We start from the raw sequence: 19,507 nt of genomic DNA on the forward strand, positions 1-19,507 counted from the left end.
TAGCGTTGAATTATATCAGTGGTTGCGGTCAATAATATAGCTGGCTAGCTCGACTAATGGTGTTGCTTTGTTACCAAAAGGCGTTATTTTAGCGATCGCTTCGTCGTGTAGGTGTTGAGCGAGCGCTTGAGCACCCTCTAATCCTAGTAGTTTAGGGTAGGTTGGCTTATTCGCGTCTTCATCCGAGAATTGTGTTTTTCCTAGCGTTTGGGTATCGCTGGTGATGTCGATAATGTCGTCCTGTACTTGAAATGCTAAGCCTATTGCCGCGGCATAAGCATCCAGCGCGCCTAAATCTTGTTCGTTTGTTACTCCTACGCTTTGAGCGCCCATCTTTACTGAAGCACGTATTAGAGCTCCTGTTTTGTGGCGGTGCATGCCTTCTAAAGCTTGGGCATCAATGCTTTTGCCGACATTCGCAAGGTCGACCATTTGTCCAGTGATCATGCCAAAGCGTCCAGAGGCGGCTTGCAGTGTGTGTATCAACGAGAGTTGAGTCACTGGCTGCTGAATATGAGGTTGACTTAGTAATTCAAAAGCGAAAGTTTGCAAAGCATCACCAGCAAGAATCGCTGTTGCTTCATCAAATTGAATATGACAAGTGGGTTTCCCTCGACGTAGGTCGTCATCGTCCATGGCCGGAAGGTCATCATGAATCAACGAATAAGCATGGATGCTTTCGATAGCTCCTGCACTCGCATCAGTGAGTTCGTTTACCTCCCCAAATAATTGTGCTGTAGCATATGCCAACATAGGTCGCACGCGCTTACCACCGTTGAAGAGGCTGTAACGCATGGCTTCATGTAGAGTGTCGGCAGGGGAGTAGGCGGTTAGTGTTTGATTGAGATATTGATCCACTCGATCTCGAGCATACAGAGAAAATTGCTCTAGGTTCACTGGTTGGGTTCCGGGTCAAAAGGTTCTAGGCGTTCACCGTCATTGTTTTCAAGCAGAATTTGAACTTTTTGTTCTGCTTGAGTGAGAACAGACTGGCAGTCTTTGCTGAGTTTAACACCTTTCTCAAAAGCTTTAAGCGCGTCTTCAAGGGAGAGCTGATTGGACTCAAGTTGAGTAACAATCGTTTCGAGATCTGATAAATTTTCTTCAAAATGACGTACACTGGTTTTACGAGACATAAATACTTCTCTTTTGGTAACCTACAATTTGTAACAGAATTACGTCTGATTCACGAGACTTGTCACTCACTGTTTACAAAATAATGGTTTGATCATAGGACGCGAGACGACTATTTGTTTAAAATAACGTCCATTGGGTTGCATTATAGCTTTTTCGTAGGAGACGTGTGTGGATATCGCAACGTTAATTGGTCTTATCGGTGCCTTTGTAATCGTCCTTATGGCGATTCTTTTGGGTGGCTCTGCGGGGATGTTCTTAGACCCCGCCTCAGTATTGATCGTGCTGATCGGTTCTACATTCGTTGTACTAATACAATACCCTCTTGGTCAATTCCTTGGTGCAGGAAAGTCTGCAGCGAAAGCGTTTATGTTTAAAAGCGTACCGGTTGATGCGTTGATTGATGAGATCTACGGGTTGGCGGACGAAGCGAGAAAGGGGGGGCTACTGTCTCTCGAAGGTAAAGAAGTCAGCCATCCTTTTCTGTCCAAGGGCATTCAAATGTTGGTGGACGGCCACGATGGCTCAGTTGTCAAATCTCAACTGTCCAAAGATATGAACCAAGCTTTTACACGCCATGATAATGGCGCCAAAGTATTCAAAGCATTTGGTGATACAGGTCCTGCAATGGGGATGATCGGTACACTTGTTGGCTTAGTACAGATGCTTGCCAACATGGATGATCCTAAAGCCATCGGCCCAGCCATGGCGGTAGCCTTGTTGACGACGTTGTATGGTGCGATGTTGGCGAACATGGTGTGTTTACCAATCCAAGCCAAATTGACGAACCGTGCAAACGAAGAGTTACTTTGTCAGCAGCTGATACTGGATGCTTTGCTAGCGATACAAGCGGGTCAGAACCCTCGTGTGTTAGATGGCGCATTAAAAACGTATCTTGCTGAAGGTAAGCGTACTGAGCGTGAATAACCTTCATTCTAGTTGTAACCGGAATCTTGCCTCATGAGTGATGAAGAAGAAAACGATTGCCCCGAATGTATCGAGGGCCTGCCTGCCTATATGGGGACATTCGCCGACTTAATGTCGTTGTTGATGTGTTTCTTCGTATTGCTGCTGTCGTTTGCAGAAATGGATGTGTTGAAGTTTAAACAGCTCGCTGGCTCGATGCGTGAAGCATTTGGTGTGCAAAAGCAGATCGAAGCAGATTCGATTCCTATGGGCACATCGATCATTGCGCAGGAGTTTAGCCCCGGTAAGCCGGAGCCAACGCCTATTAATGAAGTGCGTCAAAAAGCAGATGATAGACCTGAAAACACGTTAGAAGTTTTGTGTAAGCCTGATACCGCGCAGCTTAATGAGCAAGAAGGTGCAGGTCAGCCTTCACCGACAATGTTTGTAGATAAGTCTCAGGCTGATTTGCAGCGCGAAAAACAGATTCAGCAAACCGAAGAAACCGCACAACAGATTGCGTCCGTGATGCGAGAAGAGGTTTCAAAAGGTACGGTAGAGATTGAAACACAAGAGCAAACAATCACGATCAGGTTGAAAGATAAAGGGTCGTTCGAATCAGGCTCTGCAGAATTAAACTATGATTTTATCCCTGTCATCGATATGGTTCGCGATGTTTTAATTGGGCTTAAAGGTTCGATAGCAGTCGAAGGGCATACAGATAATATTCCGATTGAAACCGCTCGTTTTCAGTCGAATTGGCAGTTATCTTCTGCACGAGCTATTGCTGTCGCTGAAGAGTTGTTTTCAACGGGGCAGCTTGAACAAAGTCGATTTGCTGTGACAGGGTTTGCAGATGCGCGTCCGTTGGTTCCAAATGACACCCCGGAGAACAGAGCGACTAACCGCCGTGTTGAAATCGTAATTAAGCAAAATGATTTAGTTCGAACAAACGTTATAGAGCCCGAGTATCCTCAAGCAGATGTGGGTGACGATACCATTGATGATTTATTTACCGACGGCGATGGTGGTTTCTTATTATCGCCAGACGAAATATTTTAGCGCTAGGTACTGTAAGACACAAAAAAGCAGCTTAATGGCTGCTTTTTTGTGTCTTGGGCTGAGATTTAGATCGTTTTTTGCTATCGTTCAACGCAAATTACATTGAGGAAAAGTGCTAATGCGAATTGCAGTGATAGGCGCGGCTGGGCGCATGGGAAAAAATTTAATTCAAGCTACGGTTGAATCAGAGGGTGTAAGTTTAGGGGCTGCGATTCTAAAACCCGGTAGTTCACTTATCGGAGCAGATGCAGGAGAAATCGCTGGGGTAGGTAAGCTAGGTGTTGCTGCGGTAGGTAGTATAGAAGAGTGTGTTGATGATTTTGACGTGCTAATAGATTTTACTTCTCCAGCGCTAAGCATCGCAAATGCGGCTGTTTGTGCAGAGCATGCCAAAGCGGTCGTTGTGGGTACCACAGGGCTGAATGATGCGGAAAAAGCCCAGTTACAGACCTTTGCAGAGAAAACAGCGATTGTGTTTGCGCCAAATATGAGTGTCGGCGTTAACCTAACGCTTAAACTATTGGCGATGGCGGCCGAGATTTTAGGGGATGACTACGATGTGGAAATCGTCGAAGCACACCATCGTCATAAAGTTGATTCACCTTCAGGTACTGCTCTACGTATGGGAGAAGTAGTTGCAGAGGCGCTTGGACGAGATCTAAAAGAATGTGCGGTATATGGTCGTGAAGGTCAGATTGGGCCTCGGACACAAAAAGAAATTGGCTTTGAGACCATTCGTGCAGGCGATGTCGTCGGAGATCACAGCGTTTGGTTTGCAACAGAAGGTGAGCGCATAGAAATTACACATAAAGCCAGTAGCCGTATGACGTTTGCCAAAGGTGCTGTTAGGGCCGCTTCCTGGTTGGCTGATAAACAGACAGGACTGTTTGATATGCAAGATGTGCTAAATCTTAAATAACGGTTTGGTGCAAATGATATGGGCCGCAAATTGGATTGACTTCAATAGCGGCCTTTGAACATAGCTAGATAGCCACTGTTATTGTGTTAATAGCGATCATGGCTGGTGGTCGGTGCGTGGATATCGAGCAAAGGAGCCGCATCAAGATGTTCTGCATCCATCATCATCGCCACCCTTTGTAATGAAGACAACATTTGCGTTTGTTCCCAACCATCAAGCGATTCAAATTCCATTATGAATTTCTCATGAAGTAAAGGAGGTGTTGTTAGCAGCATGTTGCTGCCTTCTTCGGTAAGACGCGCGTTGACGATACGTTTGTCTTTCTGAGCTCGCACCCGCTCAACCAGCTTTCTTTCTTCTAAACGGTTCAAAATAGTCGTTACTGTAGCTTGGCTTAGCGAAACATTATCGGAGATACGGCGTACCGTAACATCGCCTAGTTCTTCAATGGCACGTAAAACCATTATCTGAGGTATAGTCAGACCGCATGCTTTGACGACCCTCTTGGATTGAAGGTCGGTCGCGCGGATGATGCGGCGTAAATGCACTAGCACATCGTGTAAGTGTTGGGTTTCAGGCATACTTTCAAGTCAGCAAATAGTTGAGTGTTTCAATGAGGCGCGCATTATAAGGGGAAAGGAAATAATTCTAAATCCTTTCGCAAAATAATGTTCAGAATCCTAATGTTTAGACTTCAAAATAATAGTGCCGTTAATAAAAGTCAAATGCCTTATATAAGTTTCTTCTTTAGTTCACTTTAGGTCTTCGAATGCTTTGATGGCTAGGCTTCTTGCAATCTTGTAATCGATTATGGGTGCTTTGTAGTTTACTTTGGCTCGCAAGTCCGCTGTTGGATCATGTATTTCCTTTGCTTTGAGTGGTGCCAGTTCTGGCACAAAGCGTTTGATAAATTCTCCGTCGGGATCAAAGCGCTCTGACTGTCTCGTTGGGTTAAAGACACGAAAGTACGGTGCGGCGTCACATCCCGTTGAAGCACTCCACTGCCACCCACCATTGTTCGCCGCAAATTCGCCATCGATTAGCTTACTCATAAAATATTGCTCGCCTTTGCGCCAGTCGATGAGTAGTAGCTTCGTTAGAAAACTTGCTGTAATCATTCTCAATCGATTGTGCATCCAACCCGTTTGGTTCAGTTGGCGCATGGCCGCGTCCACAATTGGAAAGCCTGTTTCTCCGTTGCACCATAACTCGAATGCTTCTTGGTCTTCATTCCAGACAACATTTTCTGTTTCAGTCTTGAATGGTTTTGACTTGGATAGGTCTGGGAAATGGCCCATTAATTGTTTATAAAAATCTCGCCAGGCAAGCTCCTTTAGCCAAACGCTTGATTTCCAGTCTCTGTTACCTTGCTCCGATGTATATTCAATCGCTTCGAGGCACGCTCTTGGGCCAAGAACCCCGAGCGCTAAGTAGGGGGATAGTAGGCTTGTGCCGGGCATTGAAGGAAAATCTCGATCCGCTTCATATTGTTTTTCTTTATGATGGCAAAAGCGCCATAGTTTCTCCTTCGCTGCATCCAGCTTTGGCGGCCAAAGGTCACTACGAAAATTCGCCTTCGATGTGAGTGTTTGTGTGGATTCACTCGGCTCCAGTTGTTTCTCCAGATCTGGATAGGGTGTACGGTCTTGAGCTGATAGCATCTGCAACCAACGTTTAAAGAAAGGGGTGAATACCTTAAATGGTGTTCCTTGTTGATTGAAAACAGGCTTACTAACAAACAAGTCAGGAGCTAGACGCTGACAAGAGATCCCAGCTTTGTCCAAAGCTTGTTCAACCTTATCATCACGTCTTGCTTCATGTTGTGGTAGCTCATTTTGCCACCATACTTGTTGATATTTCTTCTCTTTGCACAGACTGGTAATGGCGTTAGCACAGTCGGAAAATCGGTTAAGCTTCAATATATGTACAGTGATACGCAGTGTCGACGCTTTGTCCTGCAGGTCGTTAATCAGTTGTTCACGAAACGCACATTTCGCACTGGATTCGTTGTGCTCCAACCACTGTGCGGGTGTTAACGCAATGACGATTGAAATATCACCTTGCTGCTGCGCACCATGCAGAGCTGGGTGGTCCGATAGCCTCAAATCATTTCTGAGCCAAACTAGTTGAGTGACAGCCATAAATTACACCGTGTTACGAATACCAAGTGAGTGTGGGTAAGGAGCGAAGTAGCGTTGTTGCTTAACATATTCACTGCCGTACAGCTTTAAGTAGTGATAAAGCAATGTGATGGGGGTGGTGAGATTCACCTCGCCACGGCGGTATTGTTCGACAACATCCAAGATATCTTTGCGTACCTCGACGTCGACTTGGCGCTTAAGGTATCCGACTAGATGCATTAAAACATTACAGTGGTTTTTTCTCTTCGCTGGTTGTGAGATAGCTGACATAAATTGGCTAAAATAGCGCTCTGTAAGCTCGTCTAAAGAGCATTTTTCTTGTCCTGAAAGCAACTTTCCAAGAGCTTTATAGGCGGGTTGAGAGTGTGCCATAACGACATATTTGTAGCGACTGTGAAAGTCGATGAGCGACTTCATTGAGGGGGCATTCAAGACACTTAACCGGAATTCGTGATGGGCGAACACACGTAGCAAGAAATTCTCTCTTAAAGCTGGGTCGTTTAGACGTCCATCTTCTTCAATCGGCAGAGTAGGATAACGATCTTTTAGTGCTTGGGTAAACAGGCCTGTGACCCGTTTCATATGCGGGTGACCGTTGTCTTGGTAGACCTTAATACGCGATAAGCCGCAAGATGGAGAGTTTTTCATGACAATATAGCCATCCAATGCAGGCAAGTTATCCAAGTAGCGATGATTAGCTTGTTTTAACTGAGCAGATAGGTCTCCGCTGGATTTCGAGGAGAAGATGAGCTGTGGGTCGTCTGGATCCCCTACTAAGCGCATCGTGGGGCGCGGGGTGCCAAATCCTGCTGACATTTCAGGGCAGAAAGCGTGATATTCGAAATGCTCAGCTAGCGGTCCAAGGCAGTATGTGGAGCGACTATGGCCGCCATTGAACCTGACATTTTCCCCAAGCAAACAGGAGCTAATGCCAACGGGTATCTTGTGACTTAGGTGATCTGGGTGAAGTTTGTGAGAGTCCATAGTGATCTCCTTAACCAAGGTTAAAATACTTGTTGCTAATGACTGCGTGCGCTGCTTGCTGACCACTTAGAAGGGCACCCTCGGCGTCTCCTTGGCATAGCCAGTCGCCGATTACTATCAAACCTTTCTGTGGGTCCATAAGGAAGCTCAAGGGGGATTCAACAATTAATTGGCGTCCCAATAACCAGCGGTGCGGGATGCCTATATCAACGATATCTAGCTGAGTAATGTTTTGAAACGCCTCACACATGGAGCGCTGTACTTTGGCCTTGTCCGCATCGATATTATCAGCGCTCCATCGAGGTGTACTTTGAATGACCCACGTATCGCTATCAGATTGTTGGCGACCAGGTTTGTCTGAGTCTTTTATAAGTGTCTGAATGATATTGTGATCTGTGGTTTGTAATGCGGCTGAGTCGCTTTTTTCAGTCTTCAGCCACATACTCCATTGGGCTTGGGTGTGCATCCCCGCATTGTTCGCGGCGGTGAGTAATGCGCCCGTATTAGGTATGGTTGCCAACAGCATGGCGGCTTGAATCGCGGGCGTCGCAATTGTAATTAGCTTGGCCTGAATAATAGGTTGGTAATTTTCATCGCGTAGTAACCAATATTGCCCTAAGCGCTCAACATGGTGGACTTTGCTTTGCATGTACAAGGTTGCATCTTTAGTTAAGTAGCGCGTTACCGCTGACATTCTGGGGACGCCGACATGACCACTTTGCCAAGCGGCCAATACCTTGTTGTCCAATAGTTCGGTGCGTAGCTCTGATAAGTTGTCGTCATGCAAGCTAATGATGCTTGCGCCCATGTCTACACTATCTTCGGCAAGTCGTTTACTACCTGAGCGGCCCCCTGTGCCTCGAGACTTTTCGATGATTGCGATCGATAGACCGCTTTGCTTGGCGAAATGTGCCATAGAGGCCCCGGCTAATCCGGCGCCGATGATGGCGAGGTCGGTTTTAGGTATGGTTGGGCTCATAGTAGTCTTCTTCTCTTAGAAAATTGGGGTATAATCTTGTACAAATATGTATCCTGTATAACTTTATTCTTATACAAAATTTATGAATGTACAAGTATTTGGTGAAAAATGATCAATTCAGCATCAGAAACTCTTTCGGAGCGATTTCCTATAAGGGAGTTGTCGCTACGCACGGGGGTCAATTCCGTTACATTGCGAGCGTGGGAAAGACGCTATGGGTTGCTTAAGCCATTGCGAACCGAAAAGGGGCATCGTTTATATACAAAGAGCGATGTGTTGCGAGTAGAGAAAATACTGTATTGGATCAATCAGGGAGTTTCAGTAAGTAAAGTGAGAGCCTTGCTGGATCAGCAATTGGAGTCGGTGGATTCGGAGTCGGTAGAGAACACGTGGCGCGAATGGCAGTCCGAATGCATTACAGCGATTCGAAAGCTCTCTCAAACTAAGTGGGAAAAATTGCTGCAGGAAACGATTAAGCAGTATCCTTTTGGTGTGATGGTGCAAAATGGCTTGCTACCGGTCCTAGCGGCATTAAAAGACGATGTCGCTGAGAAGTGCTATTTCCAAAGTTCATTGGCAGAGTTGATTACGGTGTTAAAGCTTGCTCCTAGGCACGTTGCTAAGGTGTCAGGAGAAGTAAGGTTGTTGGTGAGTTGCGACGGCAGTCCACTCATGGCAAAGCTCATTGCTTGGGAGTTGACGGAGCGGCAAGAACATTTCGTCTTGGTCGAAGGTGTGTCCAGTCGACAAGAGTTAAGTTTATTGGAGCAACGCTTGGGTGCAAGCCAGACTATCATCGTCGCTGAGCGTTACACTGAAAACGAAGCGAAGCAATGGCTATTAAGTGATCAAGATTTGTCGGATAAGAGGATTTGGATCGGAAGTGGCCTCTGGCTGCGTGGTCGAGATTTGGCTAATCAAAATCCACTGAATGTCTATTCTAGTGTTGCCGATTATCTCCAATCTATTGCTTAGTAATTTGCTATTAATCTATGAGTTATAATTAATTATATTGATTTATGATGCCTGGTTAATATGACTGTATAAACATTCATATCGCAGGCCATTTATGATCAAAACTATTACTTTCGCTATTGTGCATTTCAGCGTCGCTTTTTCAGTGACTTACAGTATTACAGGAAATTTTATTGTTGGCGGTGTTATTGCGCTGGTGGAGCCTGCAGTAAACACAGTTGCGTTCTATTTTCATGAACGGATCTGGGATAGACTCAAGGCTAACGAGGACACGAAGATGCATCTAAGTGGATCGCTGCGATCTACTTTTGAAAGCTACGCTTTAAAATCTTGATGTTTTTTTCGCTACAAAAAAGCCCCTTACTCTTTTCCGAGTAAGGGGCTTTTTGCTGAGTATTAAAGAGCCATTAAAGGTTCAATATAAACACAATGGATACTGCAACGGGAGCAATAAACTTCAGGATAAAGCGCCATACCGAGAATAGCGTCTCAGAGCTTAAGTTGATCTCGTCAGAAGCAAATTTCTGTTTCACGACCCAAGCCGCAAAAATAGAAATGAAGATGCCGCCTAGTGGTAACATGATATTCGCTGTCAGATAATCTAACGCGTCAAATGTGTTCTTGCCAAAGAATGTAACGTCTGACATGAAGTTGAATGAACCAAGGCACAAAATGCCTAATGCCCAAACAACGATGCCCATACCGATCGTCGCTTTTGTTCGGCTAACTTCAAACTTCTCAACGAGGTACGCCACAGTTGGTTCCAATAGTGAAATGGCGGATGTCCAAGCGGCGACTCCGATCAAGACAAAGAACAAGAAGCCGAAGAATTGACCTGCTGCCATTTGGCCAAATGCAACGGGTAAAGAGATGAACATTAGTCCTGGGCCCGCAGCGGGATCCATTCCATTGGAGAAAATGATTGGGAAAATAGCTAAGCCCGCTATCAAAGCAACAATCGTGTCTAAGAATCCAATGGTTAACACTGTTGAACCGATTGAGGCACGTTTGGGCATGTAAGAACCATAGGCCATGATGGTTCCCATACCCAATGATAGGGTAAAGAATGAATGTCCTAGGGCAACTAACACAGCATCCCAAGATAGTTTGCTCACGTCAAAGTCAAACATAAAGTGCCAGCCAGCCTCAAAGCCATCTGTGCTCATTGCGTAGCCAAGTAACACTAACAGTAAGACGAACAAAGCAGGCATCATGATGCGAGTTGCGCGTTCTAACCCCGCATTAACTCCTGCTGAAACGACTATAACAACCATCACGATAAAGACAGAATGCCAGAACAAAAGTGTACCTGGATCTGCTAGCAGGGCACTGAACAAGGCACCTGCTTCATCGGAAGTAATGCTGTTTAAAGCGCCGGTTGCTGTCGAGGTGATGTATTGCAATACCCAACCTGCAACAATGGAGTAGAACGATAGGATTAACACGCCAGTCAACATCCCCATCAATCCTACCAGTCCCCATTTTTTGGTGTGGCCTGATTCTTGTGCAAGTTCGGCCATGGCATTAACGGGGCTTTGGCGCGCGCGCCGACCAACGAAAATCTCAGCCATCATGATAGGAATGCCGACGAGCGCTATACAGACGAGATAGACAAGTACGAATGCACCGCCGCCATTTTCACCTGTGATGTAAGGAAATTTCCAAATATTACCAAGCCCAACGGCGGAGCCGGTAGCGGCCAAAATAAAGATCCAGCGGCTTGCCCAAGAGCCGTGGATGGATTTCTTTTCTTGCATAAAAGTCTCTTATTCTAATCAAGCGTTTCGCAGCGTTAAACATTTACCAATGGCATATGGTACGCCGTGTCGCAGCCCCGTTTTTTTGATGACGGTCAGGCTACATGCTTGTTTGTTAATGGAATAAATGCTCTCAGAAAGCGTGGCGGATGTTTTGTGACCGCTACGCTTTATAAAAACGATTATCGACCAACGATCTGGTTTGGCGGGCGATTTTGCAAACTTTGCCCGCTTTTTTCAAGCTAAATTCTGTCGAAATGGTCAGAAAATATGCAACCTAGCGAAACATATGTCGTTTGAGTTGATATTAATACAGTTGAAATATTTAGAGTTGAAAATAAAAGTTGATCTAATTATTTAGATCTGTAAACTATTTAGACATCAAAGCAGTTCGATTAGAAATACATAATGTCGTTTTTGGATAATTTAATAGGTCTAAAAACGAACTTTTTGAAGTTTTAGGCGAAAGCGATGCTTTCGAAAGACAATTAGAGATGTAATGGGTTGATTATGGACAACAGCGATATCTTATTGAGAAAGCCAACGGTCGAAGATGGTATGGATTTGTTTGATTTGGTGGAACGCTGTGCTCCGCTCGATCCAAATTCATCATATTGTAATTTGCTGCATTGCAGCCATTTCGCTGACACCGCTGCGGCCGCTGAAAAGGCGAATAGATTGGTTGGTTTTGTGTCAGGTTACCTCATCCCTAAGCGCCAAGAAGCGACGTGGTTTGTATGGCAGGTGGCAGTGGATGCAGAGGCTAGAGGGTACGGTTTAGCTAAAAAAATGCTGACTCACGTACTGTCTAGGCCAGATATGAAGTCAGTGAAGTATATCGAAACGACGATTACGCCAGACAACCAAGCGTCATGGGCATTATTTAGAAGTCTAGCAAAACAGTTAAATGCGCCGCTGGAAGATTCAGTAGCGTTTGATAGAGAGAAGCACTTTAAAGGGCGTCATGGCACCGAGCATCTTGTTCGTATTGGGCCATTTAGCTTGACCGATTAGCGCTTGCCGATTGTCAGCTTTAAACGTCAGAAGAATTATTAATTTTTTATTAGAGGATTAGTTATGAAAATTTTTGAAGAAATCGAATCGGAAGTTCAATCGTATGCACGTTCGTTTCCACGCGTATTTAACAAGGCTCAAGGTTGTCATCTATTTGACGAGGACGGTACTAAATATCTCGATTTTCTAGCAGGCGCAGGAACGCTTAACTACGGTCATAACAACCCGATTTTGAAACAAAAGCTTGTTGACTACATCATGGAAGATGGCATCACACATGGTTTAGACCTGCACACGAAAGCAAAGGGCGAATTTCTTGAGACGTTCAAGCAATATATCTTGGAGCCTCGTGACCTAGAGTATGTTATGCAGTTCACTGGCCCAACAGGTACCAATGCTGTCGAAGCCGCGATGAAACTAGCACGTAACGTGACTGGTCGTGAGAACATTATTACATTTACCAACGGCTTTCATGGTTGTAGCTTGGGTGCTTTGGCTGCAACGGGTAATTCTCATCATCGTGGTGTTGCTGGCACGACATTAGGCGGGGTAAGTCGCGTACCGTTTGATGGCTATTTGGGTGATGATATTGAGACAACGGAATACTTAGACAAGGTACTTTCAGATTCGTCGAGTGGTATTGATCATCCAGCAGCGGTACTGGTTGAAACAGTACAAGGCGAAGGTGGTATCAACGCTGCGAGCATGGACTGGCTGAAAAATCTTGATGCGGTTTGTAAGAAGCATGACGTATTGATGATTGTCGATGATATCCAAGCAGGTTGTGGTCGAACAGGAACATTCTTTAGTTTTGAGCCAGCGGGTATTAAGCCAGATATTGTAACCATGTCTAAATCTATTTCAGGTTATGGTTTACCTTTTGCGATTGTATTGTTCCGCCCAGAGCTTGATGAGTGGAAACCGGGTGAACACAACGGGACGTTCCGTGGTAACAACCTAGCGTTCGTGACGGCAAAAGCTGCGATAGAAACGTATTGGAAAGACGACTCATTCGCTAAAGAAGTTCGTCGCAAAGGTCAATATATTGAAGATCGCTTGAATGCCATTACTGATGAATTGGGCGAAGGTAACTTTAGTGTTCGTGGTCGTGGCATGATGCGCGGTATTAACTGTGTGAGTGGCGATCTCGCTAACCAAATCACGAAGGCTTGTTTTAAACAGAACCTCATGATCGAAACATCTGGTGCAGATGATCAAGTCGTTAAGTTTCTATGTCCGCTGATTATTTCTGACGAAGATCTTAAGCATGGCCTAGATATCGTAGAGCGTTCTATCCGCGAAGTATGTGCAAAAACAGACGAAATGCCAGAGGAACGCAGCTACTTTGATGAAAATTACGACATTGCTAGCTAATTAACGTTTTCTAAGAGAGTGCTCCAACGGTGCGCTCTCTTGTATTTCCCACTTTTTATTGGATTTCTATTTTTAAGGAGAGCAAACATGATTGTTCGTAATCTAGATGAATGCGAAAAAACAGAACGTCGGGTCGTATCACCTGATGGAAAATGGCAAAGTGTTCGTATGTTGCTTAAAGGTGATGAAATGGGTTACTCGTTTCATATCACTACCATTTTTGCTGGTGAAGAGTGTCAATTTCACTATCAAAACCATTTTGAATCAGTGTTTTGTATGGAAGGTGAGGGTGAAATTGAAAGCCGTGAAGATGGTAAGGTGTACCCTATCAAGCCAGGTACTTTATATAACCTGAACTTACACGACCGCCATACGTTGCGTGCGTTTAAAGAGTTGAAACTTGCATGTGTATTCAATCCGCCTGTAACAGGTAAGGAAGTACACAACAAAGAAGGTGCATACGAACTCGTCGATTAATATCATGCAGTAAGGAGGAAACGACCACCATGGCAGCGCCACAGTATCAGCCTAAGTTCGAACAAGATGATTATCCATCTAGAACGTTCTCAGAGCCAATGCTCATCCGTCGCCACGATCCGGTTATATACTCTAATGAGATCGATAATGCGCCTCTTAGTGAGGCGCAAATTGCGGAATACGAAAAGAATGGCTTTCTATTTTTAGATGATATTTTTAGTGAGTCAGAACTGTCTTCTATGGTTGCTGAAATGCAATCAATGCGAGACGACCAAGACATAAAGTCACGCGAGGAAACAGTAACCGAGAGGTCTAGCAAGGAAGTTCGTTCGGTTTTTGCTGTCCATCAACTGAATGAATTGTTTGGGCGTATAGCGGAAGATCCTCGGTTAGTTGCTGTTGCAGAATATATTTTAGGTGACAGGGTCTATGTTCATCAAAGTCGCCTAAATTATAAACCAGGGTTCGGGGGCAAAGAGTTTTACTGGCACTCTGACTTTGAAACGTGGCATACGGAAGATGGTATGCCACGAATGCGAGCGTTGAGTATGTCAATTACATTGACTGATAACGATGACACGAATGGTCCCTTGATGCTCGTACCAGGCTCTCACAAAACTTATGTCTCGTGCGTGGGTGAGACGCCAAAAAATCACCACGTATTGTCTCTTAAAAAGCAGGAGTTTGGCGTACCTGACAAGGCGTCGATGAGTGAGCTGATTGAACAGGGGGGAATCGTTACTGCAACGGGTCCCATTGGCCGTATTGTGCTTTTTGATTGTAATACGATGCATGGATCGAATAGCAACATCACCCCAATACCGCGCTCTAATCTATTTTTCGTATATAACGCACTGAGTAACAAAGTGACTCAACCTTTTGGGCATCAGCCTCCAAGACCAGAATATATTGGAGCTCGACAATCTATACGCCCTTTAAAAAGCGCCTTATTTAAGTAAGTTTTATGTAATTCATGCTTAATATTTGAGCGGCCTTATGACAAACTACGCGCCGGCGCTCACACTTGGTTGAGGTTCTCTAACCCTACAGCATTTCGGGTACAACATGGGACTACATACAGTTGATAAGATCGGTGGCACGTCAATGAGTGACTACCGTTCGGTTCGAGATAATATTATTTTTAAACCAGCCGGTACAGAGGACTTGTACCAGCGTATTTTTGTGGTTTCTGCATACGGTGGTATGACAGATAAACTTTTAGAAGCCAAGAAAACAGGTGACGCAGGTATTTACGCTCACTTCGCTCAAGATCGTAACCAAGATGCATGGGGCGAAGCGTTTGAAGATGTGCGTACCAGCATGTTGCAGATCAATCGCGATTTATTTGGCGAAAGCGAATTGTTAAAAGACGCTAATGATTTCCTTAGCGAGCGTCTTGATGAAGCGAAAGAAGCTTTAGAAGATCTGAGCCGCCTTTGCTCTCATGGACACTTTGCTATCAGCGAACATTTAGCGACCGTCCGCGAGATGTTAGCAAGCCTAGGTGAAGCGCATAGCGCATGGAATATGGCACATCTTCTAAAACGCGATGGGGTTAATGCCGTGTTTGTAGATCTGACTGGGTGGAAAAGCAACAGTCATATGTCTTTAGATGAGCGCGTTGTTGAAGCGTTTAAAGACATAGATCTAAGCAAGCAGTTGCCTATTGCGACAGGGTATGCCCACAGTGAAACCGGCTTGATGACGACCTTTGATCGTGGCTACTCCGAAATGACGTTCAGCCGTATTGCGGTGCTTACTCAAGCGCGAGAAGCCATCATCCATAAAGAATTCCATTTAAGCAGTGCCGATCCGCGATTGGTCGGAGAAGACAAAGCTGTGCCTATTGGTCGAACCAACTACGATGTGGCGGATCAATTAGCGAATTTAGGGATGGAAGCTATTCACCCTAAAGCGGCGAAAGGTTTACGTCAAAGTGGCATCGCGTTACGTGTAAAGAATACGTTTGAACCTGAGCATAGTGGAACGCTAATTACGGGTGACTATGTGTCCGATGAACCTTGTGTAGAGATCATCGCGGGCAGTCGTGGTGTTTACGCGGTTGAGCTGTTTGATCAAGAAATGGCGGGTGAAATCGACTCGTTTGATATGGGAATTCTTAAGGTTCTTAACCAGCTTGGTGCTCATATCATTGCGAAAGATATCAATGCAAATAGCATCACGCACTACTTGGCGGTCAACCTTAAGACGATGAAGCGAGTGATGCGAGTGTTGCGCGAGGAGTTTCCTGAAGCGGAAATTGCACAACGTAAAGTGGCAGTTGTATCGGCGATAGGCTCTGATATGAAAACAACAGGGATGCTCGCGAAAGCGGTGAAAGCAATTTCTGAGCAAAATATTAATGTTATTGCGATGCACCAATCAATGCGTCAAGTTGATATGCAATTTGTTGTTGATGAAGACGATTATGAAGTGGCGATCCGAAGCCTTCATAAAGAGCTAGTCGAGGTTCACGATCACGGTCGTGCTATCTGTCTAGCGTCCTAAGCTGCCAGAGGTCTTTTGATCTCTCGTAGAAGAGCCTCAAACATACGAGGCCAACAGATGCACGCGTAGGTATCTGTTGGTAAAGTGTTTGGGGCTTTTTTATGCCTAAACAACAGTCCTGATATCGTTACTAAAGGCATTAAATTGCTTTTCAGGTATCGGTCGACTGATAAGATAGCCTTGCCCCAAATCACAATGAAACGCCTTGAGCATTTCAAGTTGCTCAGCAGTTTCGATGCCCTCAGCAATCACTTTAGTATTGAGTTTGTGGGCCATAGCGATTATTGCCTCCACGATCATTTTGTCGTCAAGGTCATTTTCTAGGTCTTGTACGAAACTACGGTCAATTTTGATTAGATCAACGGGAAGGTTTTTGAGTTGGCCTAGCGAAGAAAATCCGGTACCGAAGTCATCAATCGCGATACTTATACCAAGTGCCTTGAGTTTATTTAGCGTGGCCTTTGCATGCTGTAGATCCGTTAATAGGGTTGTCTCCGTAATTTCAAAGCCAATGTAGTGGCCAGGTATCTGATAAGTGTTAATGAGTTCAGTAACGTATGGCACAAGGTTTAGATCGCTTAATTGAAGTGACGATAAGTTGATATGCAATGTAATAGGTGGCAATCCCTGGTCATTACGCCGCTTCAAATATTCAAAACTCTCACGAATTACATAATTACCGAGTTCAAGTATTTGTCCCGATTGTTCCGCCATCGGTATAAAAAGGTCGGGTAAAATAAGTCCTTTTTCAGGGTGTATCCAGCGTACTAGCGTTTCAGCGCTGATAACTTTGGAACTGCTTAAATCAAACTGTGGTTGGTAATGAAGTTCTAGCTGATGTTCTTTTATGGCCCTAGCGAGTGCGAGCTCTTCTTGTTGGTGCTCTATAAGCTTGGTCTGCATGTCTCTGTCGAATATTACGAATTGATTTTTGCCTCGACGTTTTGCTTCATACAATGCAACATCAGCAAAGCGCATTAGTTCGAGAATATTCTGGCTATGTTCTGGAAACAGAGTAATTCCAAGGGACGTGCTAAGTTTAAATTCCCGATGGTCAACACGTAGTATCTTTTGTGTGTTGACCAGTATTGCTTTGGTGGTTGTCTTAATATCCTCGATTGTGGCGTCGTAGATAATGATTGCAAATTCATCACCACCGAGTCGAATAACCTGGTCTCCAATACGGCAGTTTTGACTTAGTCGTTCTGCAACCTTTTGTAAAACGATGTCCCCTATATCGTGCCCTATAGAGTCATTGATGGATTTAAAGTTATCCAAGTCAAAGTAGATGAAGGCACCGTGTTGGTTGTTTTCAATCACAGACTTCAATTTATTGGGCATTGTGTTGTTCAGATAACGGCGATTAGGTAAGCCAGTTAGTGGGTCGTTATAGGCGAGGTCTTTTAATTCTCTAGTCTTCTTTTCAACTTCTTGTTGCAGTTGTTTAGGTCTAATCGACATTAGATAGATGGATAACGAAACTAATACGGCAATGGCAAATGTGATGAAGAGGATGAGCACAGAGCGAATCATTAATGGTTTTTGGATATCAATCGATAGTCCCAGTTTCCAGGAGCCAGTTGGGAGTGTTATTTCCGAATAAACAGAAGTAATTGGGTCAAGTTCTGTCTTTGATTTGTAAAACGTGGTTGCCTGATCGGTTGTATCATTATGGCGCTCGAGCATAATACTGTAACCGTCATTTTCTAGTTCAAATATCCCTGTATCTTTGAGTAAATCGTCTAGCATGATAAGCGCGGATGCAAAGCCCCAAAATGTTTGGCTATCTGTGTTATCGCTGACGAAAATTGGTGTGCGACCGATAACGGCAGTCCCTCCCTGAACAAGCCCGACAGGTCCTACAGCAATCATGCGTCGTTCCGTTATTGCCAGCCGCGCGGCTTCGCGGTATTTGGGGTGTTGAAGTATATTGAGACCAATTGCATTCTCATTGCCCGCTAAAGGGTAGATGTTTTCAATGACCCCATTAGGAGCTAACTGAATATTTTTTATCCCGCCAATAGACTCCATTATATTTTTCGCGTAGCTCTGAAAGTGAGATGTATCACCTTTTTCAACTTCGATTTGGTGTGCGAGGATTTGAGTCGAGGTGAAAGCTAGAGATAAGCTACGTTCTAAATCTGAGGCTTGTGATCGAGCTGTGCCACTTAAGAGAATTTTTTGACTTTGTATGAAGTTATTATTTGAGAGGTTGTTTACATAGGTGCCGATCAGAACGACAAAGACGAATGCGAAAGCGGGTATCGTGAAACCGCGAATGTCTTCGGGCAGTCGTATGTACATCCAATGGAACTCCAATCAGCGAGACATAGTTATAAAAAGCGCTAATTTCCGTAAGCTTTATCTAAGTTAGCGTTGGGATGCTAATTAGACGTCGAAAACTATCTTACTAGAATTTACGGATATTAGTAGCTAAAGTGGCTCCAAATAACAAATGTTTATTGTGTGATTTCTCACAATTAGAAAAGTTAGTATTAAAAACTCGCACTATGTGTTACCAGATCTCGTTGATACCTACCGCCATGCATCTCTATAGTTTCAACCGATTGGGTATGGGCTGATATGATATGGGTCTTTTAGTGTATAAGTGGGATAGTTTGGGTGAGTGTACGGAATCGAAATTCTATCGAGTTCATAGAGCGAGAATGTGAAGCGTTTGCTCAAAGCAAAATGGCTCAAGATGGTGCTCATGACTTGGCGCACCTTCAGCGAGTTGTTGCTATGGCGAAGCGTCTTGCGAACATTGAGCGAGCAAACCCATTCGTTATTGTGCCTGCAGCTTGGTTGCACGATATCGTTAATTTGCCTAAAAACCATGCCGAACGACATCTTGCTTCGCATTACTCTGCAACCGAAGCGGATGCATTTCTATCTGAACTTGGTTACGACGATCGTGATCGAGAGGCGGTAAAACACGCAATTGTGGCGCATAGCTTTAGTGCAAATGTTTCCCCTAAAACCCTTGAGGCGCAGGTGGTACAAGATGCTGATCGGCTTGACGCGCTCGGCGCGATTGGTGTTTCGAGATGCTTAATGGTGGGGGGACAGCTAGAGCGTTTTTTGTATGAAGTGGATGATCCCTTTGGTAATGAGCGACCTTTGCAAGACGATGTATATACGTTAGATCATTTTTACCAGAAGCTTCTGTGTCTAGAGGGGACATTTCATACACGAGCAGGCCAACAAGAGGCGACTCGTAGAACTCAATTTATGCGTGCATTTTTAAATCAATTGGCGTCCGAAATTGATCCTTAAT

General features: G+C 44.6%; 19 protein-coding genes. 11 read left to right on the forward strand and 8 right to left on the reverse strand.

Annotated elements, in window-relative coordinates; translation table 11 throughout:
* Nucleotides 1-15: 15 nt before the first annotated feature.
* Together ispA and xseB are read right to left on the reverse strand one after the other, a co-directional pair.
* Complete coding sequence (gene ispA / locus DN730_RS09545) at nt 16-897, reverse strand: (2E,6E)-farnesyl diphosphate synthase (RefSeq protein ID WP_115467882.1); 882 nt, start codon at nt 895-897, stop codon at nt 16-18.
* Nucleotides 894-1,136, reverse strand: coding sequence for an exodeoxyribonuclease VII small subunit (gene xseB / locus DN730_RS09550; RefSeq protein WP_115467883.1), 243 nt, complete (start codon nt 1,134-1,136; stop codon nt 894-896). The genes ispA and xseB overlap by 4 nt, the downstream gene beginning before the upstream one ends.
* Nucleotides 1,137-1,305: 169 nt before the next feature.
* Between xseB and pomA the strand changes: the two genes are divergently transcribed.
* The 3 genes from pomA to dapB all read left to right on the forward strand — a co-directional run bounded on the left by pomA (nt 1,306) and on the right by dapB (nt 4,021).
* The gene (gene pomA / locus DN730_RS09555) at nt 1,306-2,061 is read left to right on the forward strand and encodes a flagellar motor protein PomA (protein ID WP_115467884.1); all 756 of its coding nucleotides are present in this window, start codon (nt 1,306-1,308) and stop codon (nt 2,059-2,061) included.
* A 33-nt stretch (nt 2,062-2,094) separates the two neighbouring features.
* Nucleotides 2,095-3,102, forward strand: a complete 1,008-nt coding sequence (locus tag DN730_RS09560; protein WP_115467885.1) for a flagellar motor protein MotB — start codon at nt 2,095-2,097, stop codon at nt 3,100-3,102.
* 118 nt (nt 3,103-3,220) lie between these two features.
* Nucleotides 3,221-4,021, forward strand: coding sequence for a 4-hydroxy-tetrahydrodipicolinate reductase (gene dapB / locus DN730_RS09565; protein ID WP_115467886.1), 801 nt, complete (start codon nt 3,221-3,223; stop codon nt 4,019-4,021).
* 86 nt (nt 4,022-4,107) lie between these two features.
* Here dapB and DN730_RS09570 read toward each other — a convergent pair whose 3' ends face one another.
* From DN730_RS09570 to DN730_RS09585, 4 genes are all read right to left on the reverse strand, one after another.
* Complete coding sequence (locus DN730_RS09570) at nt 4,108-4,602, reverse strand: MarR family winged helix-turn-helix transcriptional regulator (protein ID WP_115467887.1); 495 nt, start codon at nt 4,600-4,602, stop codon at nt 4,108-4,110.
* A 171-nt stretch (nt 4,603-4,773) separates the two neighbouring features.
* Complete coding sequence (locus DN730_RS09575) at nt 4,774-6,162, reverse strand: cryptochrome/photolyase family protein (RefSeq protein ID WP_115467888.1); 1,389 nt, start codon at nt 6,160-6,162, stop codon at nt 4,774-4,776.
* Between the two features lie 3 nt (nt 6,163-6,165).
* Nucleotides 6,166-7,146, reverse strand: coding sequence for a YbgA family protein (locus DN730_RS09580; RefSeq protein ID WP_115467889.1), 981 nt, complete (start codon nt 7,144-7,146; stop codon nt 6,166-6,168).
* 10 nt (nt 7,147-7,156) lie between these two features.
* A complete protein-coding gene (locus DN730_RS09585) occupies nt 7,157-8,125 on the reverse strand; it encodes an NAD(P)/FAD-dependent oxidoreductase (RefSeq protein WP_115467890.1) in 969 nt (322 codons plus the stop codon).
* Between the two features lie 108 nt (nt 8,126-8,233).
* On the opposite strand from DN730_RS09585, the gene DN730_RS09590 reads away from it, so the two are divergent.
* Together DN730_RS09590 and DN730_RS09595 are read left to right on the forward strand one after the other, a co-directional pair.
* The gene (locus tag DN730_RS09590; protein ID WP_115467891.1) at nt 8,234-9,100 is read left to right on the forward strand and encodes a MerR family transcriptional regulator; all 867 of its coding nucleotides are present in this window, start codon (nt 8,234-8,236) and stop codon (nt 9,098-9,100) included.
* Nucleotides 9,101-9,194: 94 nt separating this feature from the next.
* Nucleotides 9,195-9,434, forward strand: coding sequence for a DUF2061 domain-containing protein (locus DN730_RS09595; protein WP_115467892.1), 240 nt, complete (start codon nt 9,195-9,197; stop codon nt 9,432-9,434).
* A gap of 73 nt (nt 9,435-9,507) precedes the next feature.
* Here DN730_RS09595 and DN730_RS09600 read toward each other — a convergent pair whose 3' ends face one another.
* A complete protein-coding gene (locus DN730_RS09600) occupies nt 9,508-10,857 on the reverse strand; it encodes a sodium-dependent transporter (RefSeq protein WP_115467893.1) in 1,350 nt (449 codons plus the stop codon).
* A gap of 510 nt (nt 10,858-11,367) precedes the next feature.
* Between DN730_RS09600 and ectA the strand changes: the two genes are divergently transcribed.
* From ectA to DN730_RS09625, 5 genes are all read left to right on the forward strand, one after another.
* The gene (gene ectA / locus DN730_RS09605) at nt 11,368-11,871 is read left to right on the forward strand and encodes a diaminobutyrate acetyltransferase (RefSeq protein ID WP_115467894.1); all 504 of its coding nucleotides are present in this window, start codon (nt 11,368-11,370) and stop codon (nt 11,869-11,871) included.
* 63 nt (nt 11,872-11,934) lie between these two features.
* Nucleotides 11,935-13,245, forward strand: coding sequence for a diaminobutyrate--2-oxoglutarate transaminase (gene ectB, locus DN730_RS09610; RefSeq protein WP_115467895.1), 1,311 nt, complete (start codon nt 11,935-11,937; stop codon nt 13,243-13,245).
* A gap of 87 nt (nt 13,246-13,332) precedes the next feature.
* Nucleotides 13,333-13,722 (forward strand): ectoine synthase, encoded by a 390-nt coding sequence (locus DN730_RS09615; RefSeq protein ID WP_115467896.1) that lies wholly within the window; start codon nt 13,333-13,335, stop codon nt 13,720-13,722.
* 29 nt (nt 13,723-13,751) lie between these two features.
* The gene (gene thpD / locus DN730_RS09620) at nt 13,752-14,681 is read left to right on the forward strand and encodes an ectoine hydroxylase (protein ID WP_115467897.1); all 930 of its coding nucleotides are present in this window, start codon (nt 13,752-13,754) and stop codon (nt 14,679-14,681) included.
* A 106-nt stretch (nt 14,682-14,787) separates the two neighbouring features.
* Nucleotides 14,788-16,230, forward strand: coding sequence for an aspartate kinase (locus DN730_RS09625; protein WP_115467898.1), 1,443 nt, complete (start codon nt 14,788-14,790; stop codon nt 16,228-16,230).
* Nucleotides 16,231-16,335: 105 nt separating this feature from the next.
* On the opposite strand, the gene DN730_RS09630 is transcribed toward DN730_RS09625, so the two are convergent.
* Nucleotides 16,336-18,534 carry a bifunctional diguanylate cyclase/phosphodiesterase gene (locus DN730_RS09630; RefSeq protein WP_115467899.1) on the reverse strand — a complete coding sequence of 733 codons (2,199 nt, stop codon included), beginning with the start codon at nt 18,532-18,534 and terminating at the stop codon, nt 16,336-16,338.
* 318 nt (nt 18,535-18,852) lie between these two features.
* Here DN730_RS09630 and DN730_RS09635 point away from each other — a divergent pair, with 318 nt between their 5' ends.
* Nucleotides 18,853-19,506, forward strand: coding sequence for an HD domain-containing protein (locus DN730_RS09635; protein ID WP_245957934.1), 654 nt, complete (start codon nt 18,853-18,855; stop codon nt 19,504-19,506).
* Nucleotide 19,507 lies beyond the last annotated feature (1 nt).

Source organism: Marinomonas piezotolerans, assembly GCF_003362755.1.
Classification (GTDB): Bacteria; Pseudomonadota; Gammaproteobacteria; order Pseudomonadales; family Marinomonadaceae; genus Marinomonas; species Marinomonas piezotolerans.

Bases quoted from the DNA above. Each gene is read 5' to 3' on its own strand.
- xseB (WP_115467883.1), bottom strand. From the start codon at position 1,136: ATGTCTCGTAAAACCAGTGTACGTCATTTTGAAGAAAATTTATCAGAT.
- DN730_RS09560 (WP_115467885.1), top strand. From the start codon at position 2,095: ATGAGTGATGAAGAAGAAAACGATTGCCCCGAATGTATCGAGGGCCTG.
- dapB (WP_115467886.1), top strand. From the start codon at position 3,221: ATGCGAATTGCAGTGATAGGCGCGGCTGGGCGCATGGGAAAAAATTTA.
- DN730_RS09570 (WP_115467887.1), bottom strand. From the start codon at position 4,602: ATGCCTGAAACCCAACACTTACACGATGTGCTAGTGCATTTACGCCGC.
- DN730_RS09575 (WP_115467888.1), bottom strand. From the start codon at position 6,162: ATGGCTGTCACTCAACTAGTTTGGCTCAGAAATGATTTGAGGCTATCG.
- DN730_RS09580 (WP_115467889.1), bottom strand. From the start codon at position 7,146: ATGGACTCTCACAAACTTCACCCAGATCACCTAAGTCACAAGATACCC.
- DN730_RS09585 (WP_115467890.1), bottom strand. From the start codon at position 8,125: ATGAGCCCAACCATACCTAAAACCGACCTCGCCATCATCGGCGCCGGA.
- DN730_RS09590 (WP_115467891.1), top strand. From the start codon at position 8,234: ATGATCAATTCAGCATCAGAAACTCTTTCGGAGCGATTTCCTATAAGG.
- DN730_RS09595 (WP_115467892.1), top strand. From the start codon at position 9,195: ATGATCAAAACTATTACTTTCGCTATTGTGCATTTCAGCGTCGCTTTT.
- DN730_RS09600 (WP_115467893.1), bottom strand. From the start codon at position 10,857: ATGCAAGAAAAGAAATCCATCCACGGCTCTTGGGCAAGCCGCTGGATC.
- ectA (WP_115467894.1), top strand. From the start codon at position 11,368: ATGGACAACAGCGATATCTTATTGAGAAAGCCAACGGTCGAAGATGGT.
- ectB (WP_115467895.1), top strand. From the start codon at position 11,935: ATGAAAATTTTTGAAGAAATCGAATCGGAAGTTCAATCGTATGCACGT.
- DN730_RS09615 (WP_115467896.1), top strand. From the start codon at position 13,333: ATGATTGTTCGTAATCTAGATGAATGCGAAAAAACAGAACGTCGGGTC.
- thpD (WP_115467897.1), top strand. From the start codon at position 13,752: ATGGCAGCGCCACAGTATCAGCCTAAGTTCGAACAAGATGATTATCCA.
- DN730_RS09625 (WP_115467898.1), top strand. From the start codon at position 14,788: ATGGGACTACATACAGTTGATAAGATCGGTGGCACGTCAATGAGTGAC.
- DN730_RS09630 (WP_115467899.1), bottom strand. From the start codon at position 18,534: ATGTACATACGACTGCCCGAAGACATTCGCGGTTTCACGATACCCGCT.